This is a genomic window from Methylicorpusculum oleiharenae, assembly GCF_009828925.2.
GTDB lineage: Bacteria > Pseudomonadota > Gammaproteobacteria > Methylococcales > Methylomonadaceae > Methylicorpusculum > Methylicorpusculum oleiharenae.
In genome coordinates this window covers 4192433-4217708 of record NZ_WUTY02000001.1, presented here as the reverse complement: position 1 = coordinate 4217708, position 25276 = coordinate 4192433, and the positions used below count along the sequence as shown (strand labels likewise).

At 45.4% G+C, this 25276-nt stretch carries 15 protein-coding genes, 1 tRNA gene and 1 pseudogene; 8 read left to right on the top strand and 9 right to left on the bottom strand.

Annotation, left to right across the window (positions count from 1 at the left end):
• Positions 1–396 precede the first annotated feature (396 nt).
• The 3 genes from GO003_RS18920 to GO003_RS18910 form a co-directional block, all read right to left on the bottom strand.
• On the bottom strand, positions 397–930 hold the full coding sequence (locus GO003_RS18920) for a hypothetical protein (RefSeq protein WP_159659288.1): 534 nt from the start codon (positions 928–930) through the stop codon (positions 397–399).
• 211 nt (positions 931–1141) lie between these two features.
• Positions 1142–2113: a tyrosine-type recombinase/integrase gene (locus GO003_RS18915; RefSeq protein WP_206444815.1), complete on the bottom strand. Its 972-nt coding sequence runs from the start codon at positions 2111–2113 to the stop codon at positions 1142–1144.
• 179 nt (positions 2114–2292) lie between these two features.
• Positions 2293–2379 (bottom strand) — tRNA-Leu (locus GO003_RS18910).
• A gap of 321 nt (positions 2380–2700) precedes the next feature.
• Here GO003_RS18910 and rnr point away from each other — a divergent pair.
• From rnr to GO003_RS18885, 5 genes are all read left to right on the top strand, one after another.
• Positions 2701–4944 carry a ribonuclease R gene (gene rnr, locus GO003_RS18905; protein WP_159659289.1) on the top strand — a complete coding sequence of 748 codons (2244 nt, stop codon included), beginning with the start codon at positions 2701–2703 and terminating at the stop codon, positions 4942–4944.
• Complete coding sequence (gene rlmB / locus GO003_RS18900) at positions 4941–5681, top strand: 23S rRNA (guanosine(2251)-2'-O)-methyltransferase RlmB (protein WP_159659290.1); 741 nt, start codon at positions 4941–4943, stop codon at positions 5679–5681. Before rnr ends, rlmB begins: the two co-directional genes overlap by 4 nt.
• Positions 5682–6323: 642 nt before the next feature.
• Positions 6324–6968, top strand: coding sequence for a carbonate dehydratase (can, locus tag GO003_RS18895; RefSeq protein WP_159659291.1), 645 nt, complete (start codon positions 6324–6326; stop codon positions 6966–6968).
• Between the two features lie 160 nt (positions 6969–7128).
• Positions 7129–8025 carry a universal stress protein gene (locus GO003_RS18890; protein ID WP_159659292.1) on the top strand — a complete coding sequence of 299 codons (897 nt, stop codon included), beginning with the start codon at positions 7129–7131 and terminating at the stop codon, positions 8023–8025.
• A 220-nt stretch (positions 8026–8245) separates the two neighbouring features.
• Positions 8246–9820: a SulP family inorganic anion transporter gene (locus GO003_RS18885; RefSeq protein WP_159659293.1), complete on the top strand. Its 1575-nt coding sequence runs from the start codon at positions 8246–8248 to the stop codon at positions 9818–9820.
• Between the two features lie 257 nt (positions 9821–10077).
• Here the strand turns inward: GO003_RS18885 and GO003_RS18880 are convergent, their stop codons facing one another.
• The 4 genes and pseudogenes from GO003_RS18880 to GO003_RS18860 all read right to left on the bottom strand — a co-directional run bounded on the left by GO003_RS18880 (position 10078) and on the right by GO003_RS18860 (position 19865).
• Positions 10078–11826: a sulfite reductase subunit alpha gene (locus tag GO003_RS18880; protein ID WP_159659294.1), complete on the bottom strand. Its 1749-nt coding sequence runs from the start codon at positions 11824–11826 to the stop codon at positions 10078–10080.
• Positions 11827–11911: 85 nt separating this feature from the next.
• Positions 11912–17387, bottom strand: a pseudogene (locus tag GO003_RS26675) (glutamate synthase-related protein).
• A 619-nt stretch (positions 17388–18006) separates the two neighbouring features.
• Complete coding sequence (locus GO003_RS18865) at positions 18007–18912, bottom strand: NAD(P)-dependent methylenetetrahydromethanopterin dehydrogenase (protein WP_159659295.1); 906 nt, start codon at positions 18910–18912, stop codon at positions 18007–18009.
• 44 nt (positions 18913–18956) lie between these two features.
• Positions 18957–19865 carry an NAD(P)-dependent methylenetetrahydromethanopterin dehydrogenase gene (locus tag GO003_RS18860; protein ID WP_159659296.1) on the bottom strand — a complete coding sequence of 303 codons (909 nt, stop codon included), beginning with the start codon at positions 19863–19865 and terminating at the stop codon, positions 18957–18959.
• 232 nt (positions 19866–20097) lie between these two features.
• On the opposite strand from GO003_RS18860, the gene GO003_RS18855 reads away from it, so the two are divergent.
• Together GO003_RS18855 and GO003_RS18850 are read left to right on the top strand one after the other, a co-directional pair.
• Positions 20098–20724 carry a 5-formyltetrahydrofolate cyclo-ligase gene (locus GO003_RS18855; protein ID WP_159659297.1) on the top strand — a complete coding sequence of 209 codons (627 nt, stop codon included), beginning with the start codon at positions 20098–20100 and terminating at the stop codon, positions 20722–20724.
• A complete protein-coding gene (locus GO003_RS18850) occupies positions 20721–21866 on the top strand; it encodes a type III PLP-dependent enzyme domain-containing protein (protein ID WP_159659298.1) in 1146 nt (381 codons plus the stop codon). The genes GO003_RS18855 and GO003_RS18850 overlap by 4 nt, the downstream gene beginning before the upstream one ends.
• Before the next feature lie 72 nt (positions 21867–21938).
• Here GO003_RS18850 and GO003_RS18845 read toward each other — a convergent pair whose 3' ends face one another.
• Positions 21939–22400, bottom strand: coding sequence for a lysozyme inhibitor LprI family protein (locus tag GO003_RS18845; RefSeq protein WP_159659299.1), 462 nt, complete (start codon positions 22398–22400; stop codon positions 21939–21941).
• Positions 22401–23313: 913 nt separating this feature from the next.
• A complete protein-coding gene (locus GO003_RS18840) occupies positions 23314–23703 on the bottom strand; it encodes a hypothetical protein (protein WP_159659300.1) in 390 nt (129 codons plus the stop codon).
• Between the two features lie 188 nt (positions 23704–23891).
• On the opposite strand from GO003_RS18840, the gene GO003_RS18835 reads away from it, so the two are divergent.
• Entirely contained in the window at positions 23892–25169 is a 1278-nt protein-coding gene (locus GO003_RS18835; RefSeq protein WP_159659301.1) for a dicarboxylate/amino acid:cation symporter, read from the top strand.
• Positions 25170–25276: the final 107 nt, after the last annotated feature.

The following is a 25276-nucleotide window of genomic DNA, read 5'->3' as shown; positions in this document are numbered from 1 at the left end:
TCACCGTTGATTAGTTTTTTAACGTCCTCAATTCGGTAAAGTGTTTTTCGGCCGATGTACGTCGCTTTAATCGGTCCATTTTTTTTACAATTCCATCGATTCAAGGTTGCGGGTTTAACACACAGGTAAAACGCTGCTTCATTGGTTGTCAGCAGCTCCCGGGTGATTGAATCGATTGGCGGGTATTGGTTTACCGAGAATGGAATTCTACTTTTCCGGTCTGTTGCTTTATTTTGTGTTGCCATCTGTTTGAGCCCATTTGAATGAATGAGCCCTGATAATATTGATGCCAAACCACAGAAAAAACCCCGCTAATTCGAGATAATGGGTCTAAATATCTTTATGGGATTGCGCAATATAGACGTGGCGAGGCGTGCCGAGGGTGACGGACCGGGGCTAATTACGTTTTTTAGTATAAATCCGTTCTATTTCTCGGACAGATAGCTTTATTCCGCGCATGTCTAAAATTTCCGATACGCGCTCATAAGCCGTTTGATTTTTTGATTCACGGGATTTTGGCAGACTTTCTTTCTCAACAACCAGACTGACAAGCTCTATAGCAAGCTTCTTTAACCAGGAAGGTTGAGAGCGGGCGCTTGATTTGGTCCGTGGTTTTGGGGTGATGTTAACTAACGCTTGAACAAATGCAGCAAGCATCTTTTTTGCTTGATAGTCGCGAGGGACGCGTTCGGCCTTGCTTGCCTCGGTTGCTGTTTTTATTGCGTTCTCAAATGTCAGCTCGCCATCAGCATAAGCACTTAAAATTTCCTCCAGGATTACCCGGCAAGCTTCAATCGCTTCTTTGGCAACGTCACGCCGGACAATCTCTTCCTTCGTTAACGATGTGCAGACTCCGCCTAATAATGTTTGACGCGTAGGTGTGGGCGCATCATTGACGCGTTCTTTTCGATGGTTGCCAGATCCAGCCATGACGCAACGCTCAAGGCATGAGCAGTTCTCGGCAGAATGATAATCTGATTATGTGGGGCGGCTTGAACATGGGATGCACTCCGTTAAGTGTGCGCGTTATGAGGTAATGCCGGAAAAGGGTTAACGACTCCCTCTTATCGGCCCGCGTGGCCTATCCGGTAAAACAGATTCTATCAAATGCCTTATTAAAGCGAAAAGCCTAATTTTTCAATCAACCCAGTCTACCGGCAATCTCAAACGCTGTCGCATTGTAGTAAATCATCAACGACCGAACATCACGATGCCCAACCATTCGCGCTAGGTCCAGAACGTCTAGCTTTCTAGCCAGTCGTGTTAAGGCTTCATGCCGGGAATCATGGAAATGCAGCCCGGTAATATCCGCGCGTTTAATCGCCTTCCTGAAGAGCTGTCCAGCCGTGGCCGAATCGACTGATAAGCCACTAGCTAAGATCTGTTTCATCACCGCAACGGCCACTGTCGATAAAGAAACGTGTCGCTGATCTCCGTTCTTTGAATCGCGAATGATCAAATACCGCTGATCCAGCACCGCATCATTAACCGTTAACGCGCAAATCTCGCCCAACCTTAAGGCCGTTTCAATCGCCAGGACAAAATAAGCACCTACCAGTTGTGTTTTTTTTGCCGGAACTTTATCGGGCGAATAACCTAACGCATCCAACACCCGCAGCAGCTCATCGGGATCTATACGCCTGTCCCTTGGCCGGGGGTTCTTTGGCCGCTTAATTTCATGGACCGGATTATCGGACAGCCACCGCCATTCCCGTTTGGCATGGGTAAACACCGACGACAGCACATTTAGTTCGCGATTAACCGATGCCGCCGACACTTCCTTTAGGCGCTGATCCCGCCACAAGGCCAGATCCTCAGGCGCTAAATCAGCCAGACGCACCCTTGCCAGTGCATAACGGCCCAGCAAGGCCAACCGGATCACCTCCCACCGCTCACCCTTCTTACCCACCGACACTTCCCGCCCGTAACGCTCCAGCGCATCACCCACCGTATAGACCAGCGTTTCAGCCGGTTTTCCGGTTTTCAATTCGACTTCCATAGTCAGCGCCCATTCACGCGCTTGCTGTTTGGTATCTTTTGTTGCTGATCGACGCACACCGTCAACGCACACCTGAACCCGGTAAGTAGAACCGCGCTTTATAATTGTCGCCACACTAACCCCTGTTAACCCGACCTCGCACAAGCTCGGAATGGTGTAAAAATGGTGTAGACAATAGTGAAAAATGCGTAAAAATGCAAAATAACGGGCAGGAATAAACCGAAAAATTAAGCTGATTTCTTAAGAAAATAAATAACTTGAAGTGTTTTGAAAGGCTATGTTAAATTAAGCTGTGGTGCCGAGGAGAGGACTTGAACCTCCACGCCCTTTCGAGCACTAGCACCTGAAGCTAGCGTGTCTACCAATTTCACCACCTCGGCAAGAGGTTTGCTGTAACAGCGAAGTGAGCGCGCACTATACGGACAACATTATTATTTGTCAAGCGCATCGAACGTCTTTTCATTTTTATAATTGCCGTGAGATTGTTAAAATGGCGTTCTATACCTTTCGCACTTCAAATTTCGGCAGTGCCTAAGGAGGCACCGGGTTGTTCGGCAAAGGCTTTGCCAGCATGGATGCTGACATAGAGCTTATAGGGATGTATTTACGGCGTTCTTTGACGGGCACCCCGGTGTCGAATTTCGATCTACGATGGGTATATCAAGTTGCTTTCTTTTTTAATCATGAATCTTTAGGAACACATGACATTGAAGTCCAAAAATAAAAAAACTACGTTTAAAGCGTCCAAAGACCCGTACGCGGCTAGAGAAGCAGCCAAGTATGAAAATCCAATACCCAGTCGTGAGCTGATACTTGAGTTAATCGGAACGATTGGCAAACCCTTATCGCGTGAAGAAATTTCTGCAGAGTTCGATCTCGCCGATGAAGAGCAAGTTGAGGCGCTTCGACGACGGCTCAGAGCGATGGAGCGCGATGGTCAGCTGATGTTCAACCGCCGGCAAAAATATTTTCTGGTCGACGGAAAAGATTTAATTGCCGGACGCATCCTGGGCCACTCCGATGGTTTCGGTTTTTTAAGACCGGATGATGGCTCGCCGGATTTATTTTTATCACCCAGAGAGATGCGGTCATTAATGCATAATGACAGGGCCTTGGTGAGAGTTTCCGGTGTTGATAGAAAAGGCCGAAAAGAAGGGACTCTGGTTGAAGTGCTTGAGAGAAACACCAAGCAGGTCGTTGGCCGCTTTTTTCATGAACGTGGTGTAAGTTATGTGGTTCCTGAAAATAAAAATATCGCACAGGATGTCTTGATCCCGCATACCGAAATCGGGGCTGCCGAGAAAGGTCAGATCGTTGTTGTTGACATTATCGAACAACCGTCGAGAAGCCGTCAGCCTATAGGAAAAGTGGTTGAAATACTGGGGCGCCATTTAGCGCCGGGTATGGAAATCGAGATGGCGGTGCGTTCTCATGAATTACCTTATCTCTGGCCGGATGCTTTATTAACGGAAATCGAGTCGCTCAGCGACCAGGTGCCTGAGTCGGCCAAAGCCAATCGAGTCGATCTGAGAGCATTGCCGCTGGTCACTATTGATGGCGAAGACGCCAGAGATTTTGATGATGCTGTGTTTGTCCGCAAAACCAAAAACGGCTGGAAACTGTGGGTAGCAATTGCCGATGTTTCCTACTACGTACAAATCAACAGCGAACTGGATCAGGAAGCAAAAAACCGCAGTACGTCGGTTTATTTTCCTGAAAAAGTCATTCCCATGTTACCGGAGATATTGTCTAACGGCTTATGTTCTCTGAATCCGGACGTTGACCGTCTTTGCATGGTCTGTGAGCTGGTTATCAACACTGAAGGGACTGTGTTGAGATCCAGTTTTTATGAGGCGGTAATGCGCTCTCATGCCAGATTAACCTACACCGAAGTGGCCCAAATTCTCGTAGAGGATAATCAGGCACTGAAGAAGAAATATAAACCGCTGGTGCCTCATCTAAACGAAACCTACTCGCTCTTTAAAGCAATGCGTCAAAGAAGAGAGGAGAGGGGGGCAATGGATTTTGACACCCAGGAAACCAGAATCCTGTTTGGCGCCGAGAGAAAAATTGAAAAAATCGTTCCCGTCGTCCGAAATGATGCGCATAAGCTGATTGAGGAGTTCATGATAACCGCCAACATGGCTGCTGCGCGGTTTTTAAACAGAAAAAAAATCCCAAAATTACTGAGAATTCATGAAGGGCCCGGTCCCGAAAAGTTACTGGCGTTAAAAACTTTTCTAGGTGAATTAGGGCTTCACCTGTCAGGAGAAGCGCAACCGACACCTTTGGATTACATGAAATTACTGGAGTCTGTCAAAGACAGGCCGGATGCGCATTTGATCCAGACAGTTTTGCTTCGCTCCATGTCACAAGCCGTTTACAGTCCAGAAATTAAAGGCCATTTCGGTTTGGCTCTGGATGCGTATGCGCATTTTACTTCGCCGATACGCCGTTATCCCGATCTGTTGGTTCACCGAGCGATCAAACATGCGTTGCAGAATAAACCGCCTGAAAGTTTTTTCTATGGCATTTCGGACATGGTTGCGTTGGGTGAGCACTGCTCCTCGTGCGAACGCAGGGCTGATGAAGCGACGCGTGACGTGGTCAATTGGCTGAAATGCGAATACATGATGGATAAGGTTGGTGAGGTGTTTCCGGGTATTATATCGGCCGTAACTTCATTCGGTTTTTTCGTTGAATTGGTTGATATCTATGTTGAAGGCTTGGTGCATGTATCCAATCTGGCGCAGGATTTTTTCAAATTCGACCCCTCCAGTCATCAATTGATAGGTGAACGCACTGGCATGCGCTATCGGTTGGGTGATTCTGTGCAGGTCAAGGTTGTCAGAGTCGATCTGGACGAAAAGAAAATTGATTTCGAGCTTTTTAAAAAAACCGGATCAGCAGCGATTAAAAACAAAAGGAAACGGCGCTCCAAGTGAAATTAACAAAAATATACGGACTCCATTCGGCTCAGGCGGCTCTTGATTACTCAGCGGAAAATATTTTACAAGTGTGGGTGGACAGTCACCGGCAAGATAAACGTTTATCCGAAATCATCAAGCAACTGGGCGACTTGGGCTTAAATACTGAAAAAGCCGATCGTAAAAAACTGGATCGATTAGCCGGAGGCACTAATCATCAGGGCATTGTGATAGAAATTGAGATGCCCGCTGCTAAATCTGAAGATGAATTGAAAACCGACCTGCTGAACATCACGACACCGCCTCTTTTTCTGGTGTTGGATAATGTTCAGGACCCGCATAATCTGGGCGCTTGCTTACGCACGGCCGATGCTACAGGTGTGAATGGCGTCATTATCACCAAAGATAACGCAACAGGAATTACCCCTACTGTTTGTAAAGTGGCAAGTGGTGCGGCTGAAACGGTGCCTGTTTATCAAATTACCAATCTGGCCAGAACACTTCGCTGGCTTAAAGATCAAGGGCTTTGGATTTTGGGTGCAGCAGGGGATGGTAATCAAACGATTTATCAGGCTGATTTAAAAGTCCCTATGGCTTTGGTTGTTGGTGCTGAAGGGAAAGGTCTTAGACGTTTGACCAGGGAAGAATGCGATATGCTGGTTAAGCTGCCGATGTTGGGCAAGATTGAAAGTTTGAATCTTTCGGTGGCGACCGGCGTGTTTCTCTATGAAGTGGTCAGGCAAAGAATGATGTAACCAAAGCGTTTATTACTTCAGTATTTGTTCAATCAAGTCATCTTACTTATTGTAAATTTTCAGGTTAATTGTCCTGGTTTGTTGGCTATGCCAGTTAATTTCGTAGGCTTCTGCTTGCATAAGCTGGCACCATGGACAAACCGGATTAGCCGAAATGGCAATTTCCTCTTGTGTGTCAAGGTCGTCTCCGCATCTAGAGCAATAGTTGTAATGAGCGATCTTTTTCATAACACATCCTTACTGAATATAGAACGGAACACAGGTTAACCCGGATATTGAATAAAAAATGTGAGCAATTCACTTTTTTGTCTTTTAAAAACGGGCTGCTAAGTATTTTTTCTCATTTTTTATGATTCAAGTATGAAAAGTCTTGCCATAAATGACCTATCAGCTTTTTGAATCGGTTATTTTCGGCACTAACCCTATGGATATTTAGAGCCCTGTTTTCAATAAGCACCCGTTGGAAAGGTTCGTGTAAGGTTTCGTTAATACAATGGCCCTCAAATAAAGTATCGATTAAAAACTACTTTTCAGCTAGTCTAATTATCGACCGCTTTGTTCATATCTTGTTTCATGACACATTCTTGAAAAGAATTTGTCTGAACCATTTGTATTTTCAAGGCTTAGCAAGAAGGAGCCATTATGAAATCGTTTGAAAAACTCCTGGCGGAAAATAAAGCTTGGGCTACTGAAGTCAAGACAGAAGATCCTGATTTTTTTAAAAACTTAGCCAAAGAACAAAAACCGGAATTTTTATGGATTGGATGTTCTGACAGTCGCGTTCCCGCTGAAATCATTGTAAAAGCAGCTCCCGGCGAGATGTTTATTCATAGAAATATCGCTAACCAGATGATTTCTACAGATTTTAATTGTCTCAGTGTCTTGCAGTATGCGGTTAATGTTCTGGAAGTTAAGCATATTATCGTTTGCGGTCATTATAATTGCGGTGGTGTTAAAGCGGCTTTAAATAGGCAGCATACGGAATTAATGATTACCAATAAATGGCTGCTGCATATTAAGGATATTTACCGCCTGCATAAAAATGAAGTCGATGCTTTGCCGACTGAAGAACAGCGTGTTAACAGGCTGGTGGAGTTAAATATCATCGAACAAATCAATACGCTGGCTTACACCTCGATAGTGCAAAAATCCTGGCACGAGCATAAACGTCCGGTTTTGCATGGATGGGTTTACGGATTATCGGATGGCTTGCTCAATCCACTGATAACGCTGTATCCTGATTTCGAGGTCGATAATATATTTAAATACGATTTTAAAACCGCTTGAGTTTCAAGACCAACCGAATGGTGAAGGAAAGGTTATTTTTAAGTGAAATACTGCATTCATCACTTTAAGTTATCTGATTACCATCTTCCGGTTTTGTCTCAAGTGGTTGGTATGACACGCTATCCATCCATTGATATCTAGGACTATTGAGAAAAATTTCATGAATAACAGTTTGAACGCATGCAAAATTATTGTTCCCGTTGATTTCTCCGAATTTAGCGTCAAGGCCTTTGTGGTGGCAAATGATTTGGCTCAATTATTCAAGGGCAGGGTTACCCCCTTTCATTCCTATGATTTATCGTCGAACCTGGACGGATTCCACTACCAGGCAAAAGATTTTCGAGTTGACGGAGACTTGTTAACGACACATGATGAATTACAAAAGCGCTTAATGGATTATGCTGCCAATTCTATCGATTCACCTATTCTCGATCAGGCAATGGCGGAGCGAAATCCCCATGTGAGTGAGGCTATTGTTGAAGCCGCTGGTAATTTCGATTTGATTGTTATGAGCAGCCATGGAAGAACGGGCTTTAAACGAATGCTAATGGGGTCTGTCGCCGAAAAGGTTCTTCACTCAGCACGGCATCCCGTCATTATTGCAGGCCGAGAGGTTGGTCTTGCTCCGCTTGGGAAAATAGTCTACACCACCGATTTTTCAGAAAATTCGTATGCTGCATTACCTTATGTAGCCGAATTTGCCGGCGTTACAGAGGCCTCCGTCGATGTGTTTCATGCCGTTTGCGGGGATTTCAGCAGTGTTGAATACTTGGAAAGAATCAAGCGTGAACGCGAGGAACAATTGCAGATCCTGGTTCGTGAACGCCTGCCTGGACTTACTCGCGTCAACTGTGTAGTTGTACCGGGAGAAGATTCTGCTCATCATGCCATACGCAAATATTACCGGGACAAGCACTATAACTTGTTGATAATGGCTTCATGCGGCCGAAGTGGTCATGATTTCCATGCTGTGGGCAGCACGACAACGGCTATGGTCAGATCAACCAATGCCACGATCATGGTTGTCAAGCCGGACATGGGATTACCAGAAGGCTAAGGGTTAGGCTGACCAATAGGGGGGCTCTCCCTGTATTATTAAAACACTGTCATTCCGTCAGTGATTGAGTGAATTCATCAGGCTATCAATGAAACTTGCGCCTGAAGCCATTTGCAATGGTTTCAGGCGCAAATTTAGCCGGGGTGACAACAACAGTAGATAGCGATGCCGCTTGCCGGTTATTGTAAAAAACTAACGCCGAAGTTAAGGAATTTCCTTTATGATTCATAAACATCTCGATTACTATGTAAAACATCTTAATCACGATATACCTGCCGGACTTGTCGTTTTTTTAGTGGCTTTGCCCCTTTGTCTGGGAGTCGCGCTTGCTTCCGGTGCACCGCTTTTTGCTGGGCTTATTGCCGGCATGGTCGGAGGCATCATCATTGCCTGGGCCAGTGGTTCTCAGCTAGCCGTCTCGGGGCCCGCAGCCGGATTGACCGTCATTGTCTTTAATGCCATTGAAACCCTGGGCAGCTTTACCGGGTTTCTTGTTGCTGTGGTATTGGCGGGCTTTATTCAGCTCTTACTGGGCTATCTGCGAGCAGGCATCATTGGCGCTTACTTTCCGTCCTCGGTGATTAAAGGAATGCTGGCGGCTATTGGTTTGATATTGATCATGAAACAAATTCCTCATGCCTTAGGATATGACATCAGTTTTGAAGGTGATGAAAGCTATATGCAGGAATCAGTATCTACTACGCTTATTGAGTTAGCGGATACATTCAACGCAATATCTCCAGGCGCAACGGTTGTCAGTGTTGTCGCTTTACTGATTTTAATTGGATGGGAATCCAGTTTCATCAAACGAATTCCTTTGATCCGTCTCTTGCCGGGGGCTTTGGTTGCCGTGATGTGGGGTGTTGTTTATAACATTTTGGCGTTACGGTTTTATCCATCCTGGGCGATTTCGGAAAAACATTTAGTGACATTGCCAGTCACCGAAAAGGCTACTGATTTTTTACAGCTATTTACTTTTCCTGACATCAGCTTCCTGAGTAATCCACAGGTCTATTCTATTGCGTTTACGTTAGCGATAATTGCCAGCCTTGAAACCCTACTCAGTCTTGAAGCGACTGATAAAATGGATCCCATGAAGCGGGCGGCCCCCACAAATCGTGAGTTAAAAGCGCAGGGCCTGGGTAACATGATCAGCGGTTTATTAGGTGGTTTGCCGATAACTGCGGTGATTGTTCGAAGCGCGGCCAATATCAATGCAGGCGGGCAAACAAAAGTGTCATCTTTTGTCCATGGCTTGCTTATTTTAATCAGCGTCATGTTTTTTGCTAACTACCTTAATTACATCCCTTTATCGTGTTTAGCGGCAATTTTATTGCAAACAGGTTATAAGCTGGCCAAACCCAAATTATTTATTGAATTTTTTCATAAGGGGATGAATCAGTTAATACCCTTTGTACTAACTATTGTTGCTATTTTGTTGACGGATTTGTTGAAAGGAATCATCGTAGGCATTGTGATTGGCTTGTATTACGTTATCCGCGCCAACTATCATGCGGCAATTTCCATGACACACACGGATCAACATTATGTTATTAGTTTAAATAAGGATGTTACCTTTCTCAACCGGTGGTTGCTGCGTAAACTATTAAATCAGGTGACTGAAAACAGTACTGTTTTGATAGACGGAACAAAGTCGCAATTTATTGATTACGATATTATGGAGGCGATTGATGACTTTCTACTTTCAGCCCCTGACAATAATATCAAAGTAGAGACTATTGATTTGGCAGGGAAAGAAAAGATACAGGATACACCCGCATTGTTAGAGAAATGAGTAAAGATGACAGCCGATAAAGTGTTGAATATACCTTTTGCACTTCAAATTTCGGCAGTGCCTAAGGAGGCAACGGGTTGTTCAGCAAAGGCTTTGCCAGCATGGATGCTGGCATAGAGCCTACATGGATGTATTTACGGCGTCCTTTGACGGACACCCCGGTGCTGAATTTCGATCTACGATGGGTATAGTCAATGCAGGTTGTTAGGTTGCTAAAAGCAGGCAACCCAACCTACGTTGAATAAGTACCTTAATTTTTAATAAACGTCTCTGACGTAACGTTTATCTTTTTTCAGTTGATTAACATAGTCAACGGCTTGTTGATCGGATAATTTTCCGTGTTTGGCTATGATTTCGTGCAAAGCCTTATCGACGTCTTTCGCCATCTTGTAGGCATCGCCGCAGACAAAGAAATAGCCGCCTTCTTCCAGCCATTGATAAAGTTCGGCACCGTATTCATACATAAGGTCTTGAACATAAATCTTTTCTTCTTGATCTCTGGAGAAAGCGAGGTCCAATCGAGTCAACAAGCCGCTTTGTTCCATGGTTTCAAGTTCTTCCCGGTAGATAAAATCAGTTGCAGCATTTCTGTCGCCAAAAAATAACCAGTTTTTACCTGTGGATTTGCGAAAGGCACGCTCCTGTAGAAAGGCGCGAAATGGGGCGATACCGGTTCCAGGTCCCACCATGATCATCGGCAAAGTATCATCTTCCGGTACACGAAAGACTTTATTGGGGATGAAAAAGCTGCGGACCTGAGTGTCGCTGTTTACAAGATCCGCCAAATAGGTGGAACACACGCCTTTATGCTGACGGTTGAAACTTTCGTATCGCACTGAAGCAACGGTTAAATGAACTGAATCGGGAAATTGTTTACCGCTGGACGAAATGGAATAAGCCCGGTGTTGCAAGGGTTTGAGTAAGGCGATAAATTCAGCACCTGAAAACTCCATACTTGGAAATTGTAACAACAGGTCAAGAATATCCCGGCCCCATAGGTATTGGGATAACGCTTCCTTATCACCACTTTCAAGCAAACTGTTGAGTTCTTGGTCTCCAGAGCGTTTACCGATTTCTTCTACCAGTTCCTTGCTGGGTAATTTTATTTCGTAATGGGAAAGCAAGGCATCATTCAAGGTCATTAATTCGCCATTGACGGGAAACTCCTCTTCGCCCTCATAGCCAATGGCTTTGATGACATCGGCGACCAGGTCAGGGCAGTTAGTGGGAATTACACCAAACGCATCGCCTGCTTCATAGGTCATTTCTGAACCGGCGATAGAAATTTCATAATGGCGGGTTTCTTTGGATGAGCCCGGCGCTGTTAACAAACGGTTAACGGTAAGACGCGCTGGGAACGGATTTTTTCTGCTAAACTTCGGCGCTTCTTTTGTCGGTGACTGCGTGTCGATAATGGCAGTAGTGCTGCTTGATGCACCTTCGGCCATATGCGGTATGACTGCAGAGATCCAGTTTTCAGCGGGTTCTTCAAAATCCACGTCACAATCAATCCGATCATAAATGCGGGTTGCACCCAGTTCGGCCAGTCTGTTATCCCAGTCGATACCCGCTTGGCAAAACTGATCATAACTGGTGTCTCCTAATGCCAATACCGAATATTGGGTATTCTCAAATTTGGGTGCCGACTCGGTTGAGACCGCATCCCACAACATTTGAGCATTATCAGGCATATCGCCTTCACCGTAAGTGCTGGTGACGATCAATAGATATTCCATTTTGGCAAGTACGGCTAGGTCGATTTCGTCCATGCTCTGAACAATCGGTTTCAAGCCATGCGTTTTAGCGACATTAGCGGCATCATTAGCTACAGATTCAGCGTTGCCGGTTTGTGAGCCGTATAAAATGTTGATAACGCGAGCATTGGCTTGATTCACGGAACCAGCACTCTGAATCATCTGTGTGTGCATGCCGGCAAAAAAACCATTCAGCCAAGCGCGTTGGCTATCGCTATAAGGTGCATCTTGAGGAATATGAGGTGTCTTCATCTTTAAATATGTCAAATAAAAAACCATGCGTTTCCAAACCGAATAGTGGATTCAGTTTGGAAGTGCATGAAAAGAGGGATTGGTATCAAGCCGCGTTAACGCTCATCATCTCTTGAACAATACCTGAGCCTACAAGCGCAGCCAGGTATTCTTCAATACGAGGAATTCCGGCGAGCGCGTCGCGGTTGATCTTGTCTTGTTCGATAATCCAGGCAGTGGAGCCCAATGAATAAATGCTTTGGACGTCACGGTTAGCTAGAGCCGTTTTGTAATCGTTAAGACGTTTGCTGGCTAATAACCAGGATAATTGATTGTCCGAGTAATTGCTGTAGGCTTCTCTTGTTTGTTTGACAAGAGCGTCCTGAATTTTTCGCGGACGTTTCTCTATTAATTTACGTGCGGATTTCTCAATTAACTCTGAAGTGAGAAGGGTATTGCCTTGCTGTTTGAGCAGTTCTTTTGCAATTTGGCACGCTTTGTCTATCACCGCAAAACTGTTTACCAATCTGAAAGTCAATTGTGTATCAGCGGCACCAAAATCAGGGATAGCTCCGGCAAACAAAGGCTTGTTAGCCTTGTAGGCTAATTTCATCTGATCGATTTGTTGAGCCGCGTAAGAAATGGCCAGCTCCTCGATCATCGCTTTCCGGTCAACGGTGCTGCTTAAAAGTTCGGCTGTTTGTGTCTTGTAAAGCCAAAGCGGCAGCGTAAATTTAAAATGATGACGTTCAGTTTCCCAATTGCTGAGAATGTTTCTCGCTTTGCTCGAGTTCGCATACTGTTCATGCTGTTCGAGCATGTAAACAACGAATTGCTCATGAGCACGGGCAATATCGGTGTTTTCAGTCAGGCTGTGAATTTCAACTGATGACTTGTCATACAGACTGGGCAGCAGATTGTCAGGGTCATACTGATAGGCATTGCCGCCAGACATGCCGTTGCAAAAGCCCTTGCCGAAGCGGCCCAGGTTCAATACTGCGCCGTTGGTCATATATTCGCAGGCAAAATCGCCCACACCTTCGACCACTGCCATTGCGCCTGAGTTTCGAACTGCAAAACGATCGCCCGCCTCACCGTTAATAAAGGCTTGACCGCCGGTTGCCCCAAACAGCGCGAAATTACCAATCAATACGTTTTTACCGGGGGTTTTGATACCGCCTCCAGGCGATTCTACGATCAACGTTCCCCCGCACGCCGATTTCCCTACGCCATCATTACAAGTGCCGGTATGCTCCAGACGCATGCCGTCATTCATAAAAGCAGCATAGCTTTGACCGGCTGATCCTGTGGTCCGGATAGTGATGGTATCCGGAGCGAAGTAACGCCGGCCATGTTGATTGGTATAAATATTCCGTGACGATTTGACCTGATCTTCCGTTAATTCATAAGCCAAAATGCGTTCAATATCAATCGCCGTTTGGCCGCCCACGGTTTTATTGCAATTGTTCAGTTTAAATTTTGATCCTTCGATCAAGATTGTTTCTTGGTTACCGTCAATGATCTCCGATTTGACCAGATCAATAATTTGATCATCAATGTGAAAATTGGCTTCCAGATAAATAGGCTTCTCAATTTTGACTTCGTTGACATAAGCCAACAGTTTGGTCAGATCAAGTTGACCTACCATCGTTTTATGGTTGATGAGGTGCAATAAATCGGTTTTACCTCTAATCTCCTTTAAGCTGCTGTAACCCACTGAAGCTAAAAATTCCCTGACTTCGTGAGCAAGGTTCATGAAATACTGAGCCAGAACGCGTGGGTCGCCTTTAAACTCCTCATGAGTTGTCGTGAGTCCGGCCGGGCATTTGATATTGCAATTTTTGGCCATCACGCAGCGAAGCATCATTAATGCAGTTGTTCCAAATTCAAATGAATCCCCGCCGAGTATGGCTGACTTGATGACATCCAGACCGCTTTGATGCGCCGCACTGCAACGGAGTATGACTTTGTCGCGTAAACCATTTGCAGCAAGCGCCTGATGAACTTCGGCGATACCAATTTCTGCAGACCGGCCTGTGTTCTTTAAACTGGTTACTGCAGCAGCTCCTGTACCGCCGGTATTGCCTGCGACATTGATGACATCCGCACCGGCTTTCGCGACACCGACGGCTATCGTTCCAATACCTTCTGAGGAAACGAGTTTGACGACAACCCTGACTCTGGCTGCTTTGGCATCGTGTATCAATTGGCCCAAATCTTCAATAGAGTAGGTGTCATGAGGCGGCGGTGGGCTGACCAGTTCAACTTGTGGAGTCCCCACCACGGAGGGCTGCAATCTCAACCGAAACTTTAGGTGCAGGAAGCTGACCGCCTTCTCCTGGCTTGGCGCCCTGGGCAATTTTGATTTCAATTTCTTCAATATTCAGGTCCGCCAGATAACCAGCCCAGACGCCGAAACGGCCTGAGGCAAATTGTTTGATCTTGCTGGAACGGATGGTATTGAATCGGCTGGAATGCTCGCCGCCTTCTCCGGAGTTACTGAAAGCGCCGACAATGTTGGTCCCATGCGCAACGGCTTCATGAGCTTCGGCAATTAAAGCGCCATGACTCATCGCTCCTGAAGCGAGACAGGTGGTTATTTCATGGGCAGGCTGCACATCCTTGAGAGCAATCGGTTCACGCGCTGTAATGATTGAACTGATATAAAAATTCAACAGGCTTGCTGAATCCTTGATCTGGAATTCACAGCCATTTTCAGTGACAGAAACAGTGAAATCTTCGTTATTGAATCTGTTTTTAAAGTAATTGGCCAGGCTTTCCAGTCGTTGCTGAGACGCGTGGTTTGTCAATGTCACAGTGTTGCCATTGATGACTTTCAAGCCACGGATAACAAAATTGTTATTCCCGATCAAACTTTGTTTACCCAATACCCGCTCGAATTCTTCGGTGGTCTCGCAATGGCTGACATCGGCAGGTAACTCCATAATGTCTCTAAGCGCAGCAGGACGGCTGTCTCTTTCTTTATAGAGATTCTCAACAAAACTGCGATACGCGGGTGTTATACCGAAACAATCGATTTGCTCAGGCGTGCGTTTGTCATAACCAAAATCAACATAAGCGGTGTCTTTGGCTTCAGGTGCTTTTTCTTCCGGAATATATAAAATGGGTTCGTCAGTCATATTGATATATTCTCTGACAGCCGTATTGCCAAACGTATGCCCCGCACCGTCCTGACGTTCCTTAAATAGACCCAGAAATGGAATATCCTTTTCGTCTACCACGGATAACGCTTTTTTATGCCAGTCTGCTGCACTTTTGGCAATGTCGGCATATTGAACGCCGCCTACCGGCGAATTAATGTTTGGAAAATAGACATGCAGTTTAGGCTCGTTCGTATCCAGGTAGTTGGACTCGAAAAATTCACCGCCGATATAGCTTTCAACAGTACACAGGCCGAATTTGCCCATGGTCTTCATCAAGGATTTTTCAGCCGCCTTTTTGAAGTTGACCAGGATTTTTTCATGCTTTTCAGCCGGATACTGAGAAATCACGCGATTGTAAACGCTGATAGGGCAGAGTGCCGATGCGCCAAATCCTAAAATTGTTGCTACATCATGTGCACTGACAACTTGTCCGGTTTCAGCAATCAGTGAAGAATTAAAACGCAAACCTTCTTTGACCAGATGCTGATTGGCTGCGGCAATCATTAATAACGCCGGTATCGCGGCTTTTTTGTCCGTTATACCGGTATCGCTCAGGATAATGATGCCCGTCTTGTCTTTGGCAGCCACTTCTACTTGGCGGCATACCTCTGCAATAGCTTCTTCAAGGACTTCTTCGTTTTTCCGGTAATCATCAAGTACAGGCGTAAACAGCATATCCAGCGTAACAACCTTAATGCTGGTTTGTCTGCGTATTTGCTCAAGGTCAGTTCTTTGCAGAATAGGCGAATCGAGCATCAATTGCTTGCTGGTTGCTTCTGAAAAGGTCGGTTTGGCACCGAGAGCGACTCTCAATGTCATGCCGTCACTTTCTCTCAACGAATCCAATGGCGGATTGGTGACCTGTGCAAAACGCTGACTGAAATAACGCGACATGCCGCCTTCATTGTCTGAAAGCGCGTTGGGTGCAATGCCGTATCCCATGGCGGACACTTTTTCAAGGCCGGTTTCCAGCATAGGGTCCAACAGAAATTTAAAGCTTTCCTGATTAAGCGAATAAGCCGTATGTTGCTGATCGATGTTAAAAAAAGTATTAGGTGCGGTTAACTCATTTTGAGTGACCGGGGGAAGTTCCGATTTATAAATACAACGGGTACGCAAGAGCGTTTCGTAGTCTCTCTCGTTGGCCAATCGTTCCATGACTTGATAATGGTCATAGGCTTCGCCGGTGCTGTGATCAAAATACAGCATACCGCCTGCCTCAATCCGGCCGCGTTTCAGCACTTCTTTGGGCGGGAAATCTATTTGTCCTGCCTCTGACATGACGGCCAGATACTCTCCTGTTTCAACGGAACGAAGCGGTCTTAAACCGAGGCGATCCAGCCTTGCGCCAACGCGAATCCCGTCGTTGAAAATTAACGCGGCCGGGCCGTCGTTTTTTTCTTCATACAAGCTGAAATATTCCAGCATTGCACGGACCTTGGGGGATAAAGTCGTATCGTTTTCCCAGGCGGGAGGCATCATCGCAATAACAGCGGTGACGATGTCGAGTTCGTCTTCATTGATACGCCGGGTCAGGGTTTGATCAAGACGTCCCGAGTCTGACTGTCCGCAGGGAAACACAATGTGTTTGTTATGTTGGCGGGCAATCGCATTTTCACTGAGCCGGTTTTTTTTATCGGTGTTCAATTCCCCGTTATGCGCCATGTAGCGGAACGGTTGAGCCATCATTGTGGCAGGTGCGGTATTGGTCGAAAAACGGGTATGAAAAAATAAGGTGCTGACTTCGTGGTCAACATCATACAAATCTTTAAAATACGGAATAACTTCAAAGGAGTTCAAACGGCCCTTGTAAACCTGAGTACGCGAACTCATCGATAAAGGATAAAAGCCATCTAATTCGGTTCTTGTGAAACCATCCGCTTCAATATTCAGCAAGGTTTGTTGAATGTGTTTTTCGAATTCGGCGTGCGATGCGTCTTTCAATTGCGCCGGACGTCCGAAAATCACCTGCTTGATCGGTAACTGGGCACGGCGCGATGCTTCATTAATGACTTTGTCATCAACCGGAATATTGCGCCAGGTGATAACTGGAAAATCTGATTTTCTTAGATGACTTTCAACCATTTCGATAGCGACTGAATCATATCGGTCGTGATCTTCGGGAAAGAAGAAATTTGCGACCCCGAAATCGCCGATTTTTAATTCAGCATTGCCGGTAATTCGGCGAAAAAATTTAAGCGATAAGTCAATGTTGACACCGGCTCCGTCCCCTATACCTTCCGCGCTCATGCCGCCGCGATGGGGAATTGTGCACAAGGCTTGATGAGACCTGACCAGCAGGTCATGTGTTTGTAAGCTTTTCTTATGAGTGATAAAGCCCACTCCACAGCTGTCTTGAGATAAGTCAGCGTCATAAAGCATGTTTACATTATTTTCTTGTCTGAAAATCATATTCATTTATCAAGCCTGTGCTAATCAGCCATTTTTGCGGTATTGGATTTGATTTAGATCAATGCATATCACTATCAAGTATACGTAATTCAATGAATTACATCCGATCAAGCGGCATGATTTAAATTAAAGTGTGTAGGATAAAAACAGGATAGATAATACCATGCAGTTATATCCCTGTCATTTTGAACAAAGTGATTTGGCTGTAACAACGAGTTTATAAAGGCTGGGCGGCCTTTGGCGTTTTGTAAGCGCCTTGTTAACCGATGTGTTTGCAGGATTAAAATTAGGCGTAAAGGCTAATGGAAGACTCGTAGTGCAAAGAGGTTTGCCCGCTAGGTAATACAGTTTCAGAAATATATACCTTTCGCACTTCAAATTTCGGCAGTGCCTAAGTAGGCAACGGGTTGTTCGGCAAAGTCTTGGCCAGCATGGATGCAAGCCGTCAAGCCCCCACGGATGGGTTTACGGCTTCCTGGCAAGGCTTACGCCAACTTCAAAGCCACATAAAAGTTCATACGGGGAGTTGCTGAGATCTTAGGATTTGAGTGTTTAATGTAAAGAAACCCGTAAAATCAAGCCATTGACTTGATTTAACAGGTTTCTATAACGGCAGCCTGGAAAATCAGATAATCGCCCTGGCTTTTTCGAAAGCATCTCTAAAATCAAGATAAAGCGGGCGCTCAGTTTCCAACATGGATTTAAGCAGTACCTGTTGCAATTTATATTTAATGTTCCCAACAGCTAAAGCACCTACGCCGACAGCGCCTGTGGCATTAATCGCATGAATCAAGGGCTTACCTAAATCCGTTGATTTGATCCCCTCAATTCCCATTGGCGGGACTGCATTCACATCACCGGCCACTTTCAGTAAGCGGGCATTTTCAAGAACCTTTGCGTTTAAAACCTGAATTCCCGCTTTCGCTGTACAGAAGACGATGTCATGATCGGCAATCAATTCAGCCTTTTGTTCATCAGAGCTGGCTTTTGCTGCTTTTAATGTCGCTTTAAAACGGCGGTTGTATTCTTTGACAATATCGTTAGCCGTATCAAAGGATAAATGATCTACGATCGTTGTTTCAGCACCGGCCAGTGAAGCAATTACACCTGTAGCGACACCTACCGGACCGGTGCCACCAAAGACAATTGCCTTACAGTCTTGCAAAGTTTTATTGTGATGTGTCACTAATTCTTTTTCTACGCAGGCAACCAACGCCGCAGCAGTGGTGAATGCGCCGCTGGGGTCAGCGAACACCGATATTTCAAAAGGTGGAACCATGGCCAGTTTGGCGGCATTGAGCATGTCAATTGCCAAGCCCATGTCTCGTCCACCGATAAACAGACCCGTCCGTTTTACTCCGGAGGGGCTGCGGGAAAATATGGCATCTTGCGTCAGTCCATACACACTATCCAGTTTCACATTGCTGTAAGGCATGAGTACTTCAAAACCGGCATCCAGCGCCATGTTGACGTCAAATGGACTGTTGTTGGGCATGGGGTCAAGCATGTGGAGTATGCTTCGTTTCTCCATGAAATTTCCTCTAAAAGTGGATGAGCTGTTAATTGCTAATGCATTCAGCCGTTTGCTTTGAAATATTCTCTAGCTACTTCAAACGCATGAGTAAAGTGCAAATAAATGGGTTTATCACTGTCAATCATCAGTTTCAGCAATTTATTTTGGGCCTGATATTTGACATTGCCTATTGCTAAAGCGCCGATGGCCACTGCACCACTTTTTGAACCTGGAACAGGTGCGCCGTTATGAAACGCATCAACGCCGGCTATACCGGAGGGTGGCACAGCATTAACATCGGCAACCACTTTAAGTTGCGGAGCATCGGTAAGAAGTTCGGCACTCAGCAGTTCTATACCGGCTGCACCGGTTGCAAATACAACATCCGCTGTCTGCATGTAATGGCTTTTTTCAGAATCGACACCGGCTGAAATTGCAATTTTTCCTTCACCGAATTCTTCGTTACATAGATCGGCTATGCGCTGCGCCTTGTCGAGCTGACGTCCTACAATCCTGACATTGGCGCCGGCGATTGCGGCTATAACTGCAGCTGCCTGGCCTACGGGCCCTGTACCTCCTAACGCCAGAATGTTGATGCCTTGCAGGGAAGTATTAAATTTGGATTTTAATTCGTTTTCAACGGCGGCAACCATGCCGGCTGCCGTAGTAAAGGCGCCGCTAGGATCAGCAAAAACCGATACTTCAAAAGGAGGTACCATTGAGTTTTTGGCTAGTTTAAGCATATCCATCGCTTGTTTTGTGTCTCTACCGCCAATAAATATACCGGTTTTTTGTAAACCTTTAGGGCTACGCGAAAAAATGGCGTCTTGAACCAACCCTCTAACTTCACTGGGCTCTACATTGGTATAAGGTACTGTGCAAACCCAGCCTGCATCCATAGCCATATTGACATCAAAAGGACTCAGATTTTTTGCAGTGGTCAGCATGTGTAAGATAAACGGCTTTTCCATGGATTTCCCCAAAATTATAATTTCCCCGGAAGTATAAAAGAAAAAAATGCATTTGGACAATGGCACGGACTTTAGAGTGGGAATTTCTGAGACGATCTTTTTTCTATACGTGTCCTTTAGGTGTGATAGTCATTTCAAATTAGTTCAAAATAGCTACATTATCGGTCTTTGCCGTATTTGCGCTTTGACAGTCACTTTTACATGAACTTTGCTTTGGGATAGTGAGCTTACAATGTGGACACCCGATTTAACTGAAAACATCAAATCCGATCAGCGCAAGCAGGCGTATGCGGCAAGAGCGGCCCAACCCAATAAAGATGTGCTGAGCCGCGTTATTTGTCAAAAAGTCCTGGATCATCCGGCCTATGCCGTGGCTAAAACGGTGATGTGGTATGTGGGATGCAAGTCGGAAGTTCGCACAGTTGATTTTATTGCTGGAGGCTTGTCCGCGCACCAAAGCATCGTGGTGCCATACTGCACTCAAGACGCAGAAGGTCAAAAAATACTGGGCTTATGGCTTTTGGACGATATAAATGAGTTGGTGAGTGGTACCTGGGGTATTCTTGAGCCGCCTCAAAATCGATGGCAGGAAAACCGCAAACAGGTCAACCCGGATCAGTTGGATTTGATCATCGTACCCGGGGTGGCTTTTGATGATAAATGCGGGCGTTTGGGCAATGGTGCAGGCTACTATGACCGGCTTCTAAGTCAATTAGCAAGCAGTACAGTACTGATGGGTATTTGCTTTCAGTCACAGATAGTGGATGAAGTAAAAATGGAGCCGCACGACGTTTACATGGATTGGGTTGTTACAGAACATTCAACTTATCATGGATCAGGCAGAAAACCGGGCAAATGAACCATCACAATATCAAAAAACATGTCAAGCATTCACCCGCTTTTGTCTTCGACAAAAACGCAGTCATCAGCGCTTTACAAAAAACGGACGCGCTCCGACAGGCCTCCGGTTGTAAAGTCTTGTATTCGATAAAGTCACTGTCTTTGGTTCCGGTAATGCAGTGGTGTTTGCCTTATGTTGACGGCTTTTCTGTCAGCTCGTTGTTTGAGGCAAAGCTGGCATATCAAGTTTTGGGTGGAAGGGGTTCCATACACTTAACCACACCGGGAATTGGACCTGATCAGGTTAGCGAATTGAATCATCTTTGTACCCACATCAGTTGCAATTCTTTGCATCAATATCAGTTATTTAATCAATTGACCGATAAAAAAGCCGAGCTAGGTTTACGCGTCAATCCGCAGCGGTCATTTTTGCAGGACGAACGTTTTGATCCCTGTCGGCCATTTTCAAAATTAGGCGTGATTTTATCGGAATTGGAGCAGGTTATCGAAACAGCGCCTATTGCCGGCGTGCATTTTCATACCGTATTTGCGTCCATGACGTTTGAACCGCTGATGCAGTCTCTGGAGGCTATCAAGGCCAGTATGGGCAGTGCTTTCAAGCAGTTGCGATGGATTAATTTGGGCGGCGGCTACCTGTATGATCAAATCGAAGATGCCGGTGATTTTATCAACCTGGTGAAAGCGCTGAAGAAGTCATTTGATCTGGAAGTTTACATTGAACCGGGTAAAGCGATTGTCGGGCAAAGCGGTTATCTGGTGACGACGGTCATCGATAAATTTGAGCGTAATGGAAAAACGATTTGCGTATTGGATACCACCGTTAATCATCATCCCGAAGTATTTGAATACCAGTATCAACCTCAACTGGTTGAACATCGGGAGGAGGGTCAATTTAACGCTATTTTGGCCGGTTCCACGTGTTTGGCTGGCGATCTGTTTGGAGAATATCGTTTTGATAAGCCTTTAGAAATGGGTGACAGGCTGATTTTTAAAGATGCAGGCGCTTATACTTTTGTTAAATCAAACCGATTTAATGGACACAACTATCCGGCACTCTACAGTTGTGAAAATTCAACGGTCAAGTTTCTTAAAAGTTACGATTTTGAGGATTATCTGAATTATTCCGGTTGGACAGTTTGAAAAGGCGGCCGCAAAGACGTAGCTCATTACTGCATGGACGGAAACGCTCAAGTTGGTGCATGTGAATCAAAATTATTTTTTCAAACTTAAAGGATAGGATCCAGAACAGACATCACCTTCATCCACGCCATCCAGCCACTTTTGCAGTTGCCTCGTTCGCTCTTGTGTGAAGCTTGAGAGTTGAGTACTCCAGCAAGCGGGAAAGCTGCTCCCGTAATACGATGGGTCATCCTTTTCAGGATACACGGCCTCCATTTCGGCGTCACGCCACATTAACCAGGCCCTTTGAGCGACTTTAAGTTTATCCAGGAACTTTGAATTGGTTTTGTGTTGCTCCAAAACAGCCTTGTAGACCGCATTCAACTCTTTATCCGCTGATTGAAAGTCCAAGCTTCCGCAGTGATTGATATCCAGCTGTGTTTGAGCTTCATCATGGCAGGTTCGAATCGCATCAGAGGATAGAGCTGGGCAAGATAGCATAAGCAAGGTTGTGATGAGCGCGAGATTTGCGTTTACGTCAAAATATTTGTTCATGGGTGCTACCGGGATTGTAATCCAGAGTTGCATAGTTTATTGGCTAATAACCTTTAAGTACAGGGTAAACGCATTAAAATAATCAATATATCAATATGTTATCTGGTTGCTTAGAACCTATATTGAATTTGGTTTAACTTATGGTATCTCTCCCTGGGTCCCGTTAGGCCGCGCCGAGCACTGGCGATTTTGTCGAGAATAGCCCGTTAGGGGAGCGGCAGGGATGCCGCTCATTTTCGAAGGGCAAGGGATTGCACTTCCGAAAACCCTCGGCAAAATCGTCAGCGCGCAGGATGATGCAGCGGCCTCCGGGTGTCTTTTCTTTGGATAAGCAAAGACAAAATCGGGGGGAACGATTTTGAACAGCTTTTGCTGGCCCGAAGGGCGAAACCCAAGGATGGGTTTCGTAGCAGTATCGCGGTTGTCGGTCCGCGAACCGACTCTACATAAGCGTCGCGATAGCGACAAAAAGCCTTTTTTAGGTTTCAAATAAACCGAGTCTTATAGTTAATCCGGAACAAGGAATATTTTAACAATTTAATTTTCTATAGTGTTTTAATGCGTTTGCCCTGCCTTTAAGTACCAATAAAATGTAACAATTGAGCTTGTAGTCAAACTGGGCGTCAACGAGTTATTTGTGCTGATCAGGATAAACCAGCGTGCGTTTATCGCTTGTTTGATGTGAAAACAGACTCGATCAATTGGCAATCGAGTCAGTTTGTCAGTTTAATTTATACCTTTCGCACTTCAAATTTCGCCAGTGCCTAAGGAGACAACGGGTTGTTTGGCAAAGGCTTTGCCAGCATGGATGCTGGCATAGAGCCTACATGGCTGTATTTACGGCGTCCTTTGACGGGCAACCCGGTGCCGAATTTCAATCTACGAGGGTATATATTGTTTTGTTTCGCACTACTTAGTCAATAATCACGGTAGGTAGCACATCCACCTCGCCATTGATAAGGGGTGAATCATAACTGTAAATAGCCGGGTTGTAGGCGGTATCCACATATCCGACATTCAAGGGAACTGTTGTTTCGGTTCCTGAATGGCTATAGCTATAAATGGCCGGACCATTAGCCTGGCTGACATAAATTAGCTCCGCTTGAAGGGAAGCCTTACTTTTGATATTGCTGGGGTAACTGTAAATATTATGGTTGATTGAATGAGACTTGTAGGTAAGTGGCGTGCTGCTTTGGGTATTTACCCTATCGTTTGCGCTGGCATTTAATGACAATGATCCGATAATTAATCCTGAAACGATTATCGCTAAAGCATGGGGTGTTTTTATTATTTGAGTTTTCATGGCAGACCTCCTGTTATGTTTTTATGGTCCGCCAATGAGACTCATGAAAGTGATTATAGTTCACATCACAGAGCCGTATTAAAAGGTCAAACTGGGAATTGCTGCCCTCGATTGATACTCAACCAAAGTACGCTTGGCTGCATGGTAGAATCGGTCCTTAATCATTGCTACCTTTTCGGTGTCATCCCATGCCAGTTCGACTGTACAAGCAAAATATTCACCGCCATCTGTATTTTCAAGTTTTGGTCGCCATCGCGGCGGGTATTTTATTGGGACATTTTTACCCTGATACCGGTGCGGCAATGAAACCTTTGGGTGATGGTTTTATCAAGTTGATAAAAATGATTATTGCGCCAATTATTTTTTGCACGGTGGTCATTGGGATTGCCGGAATGCAGGATATGAAAAAAGTGGGCAGGGTGGGTGCCAAGGCATTAGTGTATTTTGAAATACTCAGTACATTGGCTTTGATGATTGGCCTGATTGTTGTGCATGTTCTTAAGCCCGGTGCGGGTATGAATGCCAATGTTGATGTCCTGGATACCACTGCGCTTAGCACTTACACATCGGCTGCGAAGTCACAGTCTATTGTCGATTTTCTGCTCAATATCATTCCTGAAACAGTGATGGGTGCGTTTGCCAAAGGGGATATTCTGCAGGTGTTACTTTTTTCAGTTTTATTTGGCTTTTCATTGGCGGTGATGGGGCAGAATGGCAAAGCGGTTGTTGTGTTTCTCGAACAGGTTTCGCAGGCTTTTTTCGGCGTGGTAGCGACGCTGATGAAGCTTGCGCCAATCGGTGCTTTCGGGGCGATGGCTTTTACCATTGGAAAGTACGGCATTGTTTCACTGATTCCGCTTGCCAAGTTGATGGGCAGTTTCTATCTCACCTGTTTGTTGTTCATTTTTATTATATTAGGACTGGTTGCAAAGTTTGCCGGCTTCAGCATTATTAAATTTATTGCTTACATCAGGGATGAATTGCTGATTGTGCTGGGGACTTCTTCTTCAGAATCCGTGTTACCTCGCATGTTGTTCAAGATGGAACAATTGGGATGCTCCAAACCCGTTGTCGGATTGGTAATCCCTACCGGTTATTCGTTTAATCTGGACGGTACTTCTATCTATCTGACCATGGCGGCTATTTTTGTGGCTCAGGCTACTAACACGGTGCTCAGTTGGGAGCAGGAGTTAACCATTCTTGGTGTCTTGCTACTGACCTCAAAAGGCGCATCCGGGGTGACAGGCAGCGGGTTTATTACACTCACAGCAACCTTATCAGCCATACCTGATATCCCGGTGGCAGGGCTAGCGCTGATTTTAGGTATTGACCGTTTCATGTCCGAGGCCCGTGCTTTAACCAATCTGATCGGCAACGGCGTTGCGACCATTGTGATTTCCAAATGGGAAAATGAGCTATCTGAAAAGCAGCTTGATGCGGCGCTAAAGGGTGAAAACCTGCCTTGATCGACCCCTAAGGGTATTGGACCGTTAATGGTCCTCAGTATTAAAAGATTCGGCGTTCACTTTGCGCATGTAAGATAATCGGCAAGATTTTTTTCATTTATAAGTGT

Excerpts from the sequence above, each read along its gene's own strand:
- GO003_RS18920 (WP_159659288.1), bottom strand. The coding sequence starts at position 930 with ATGGCTGGATCTGGCAACCATCGAAAAGAACGCGTCAATGATGCGCCC.
- rnr (WP_159659289.1), top strand. The coding sequence starts at position 2,701 with ATGACATTGAAGTCCAAAAATAAAAAAACTACGTTTAAAGCGTCCAAA.
- can (WP_159659291.1), top strand. The coding sequence starts at position 6,324 with ATGAAATCGTTTGAAAAACTCCTGGCGGAAAATAAAGCTTGGGCTACT.
- GO003_RS18890 (WP_159659292.1), top strand. The coding sequence starts at position 7,129 with ATGAATAACAGTTTGAACGCATGCAAAATTATTGTTCCCGTTGATTTC.
- GO003_RS18885 (WP_159659293.1), top strand. The coding sequence starts at position 8,246 with ATGATTCATAAACATCTCGATTACTATGTAAAACATCTTAATCACGAT.
- GO003_RS18880 (WP_159659294.1), bottom strand. The coding sequence starts at position 11,826 with ATGAAGACACCTCATATTCCTCAAGATGCACCTTATAGCGATAGCCAA.
- GO003_RS18865 (WP_159659295.1), bottom strand. The coding sequence starts at position 18,912 with ATGGAGAAACGAAGCATACTCCACATGCTTGACCCCATGCCCAACAAC.
- GO003_RS18860 (WP_159659296.1), bottom strand. The coding sequence starts at position 19,865 with ATGGAAAAGCCGTTTATCTTACACATGCTGACCACTGCAAAAAATCTG.
- GO003_RS18855 (WP_159659297.1), top strand. The coding sequence starts at position 20,098 with ATGTGGACACCCGATTTAACTGAAAACATCAAATCCGATCAGCGCAAG.
- GO003_RS18850 (WP_159659298.1), top strand. The coding sequence starts at position 20,721 with ATGAACCATCACAATATCAAAAAACATGTCAAGCATTCACCCGCTTTT.
- GO003_RS18845 (WP_159659299.1), bottom strand. The coding sequence starts at position 22,400 with ATGAACAAATATTTTGACGTAAACGCAAATCTCGCGCTCATCACAACC.
- GO003_RS18840 (WP_159659300.1), bottom strand. The coding sequence starts at position 23,703 with ATGAAAACTCAAATAATAAAAACACCCCATGCTTTAGCGATAATCGTT.
- GO003_RS18835 (WP_159659301.1), top strand. The coding sequence starts at position 23,892 with ATGCCAGTTCGACTGTACAAGCAAAATATTCACCGCCATCTGTATTTT.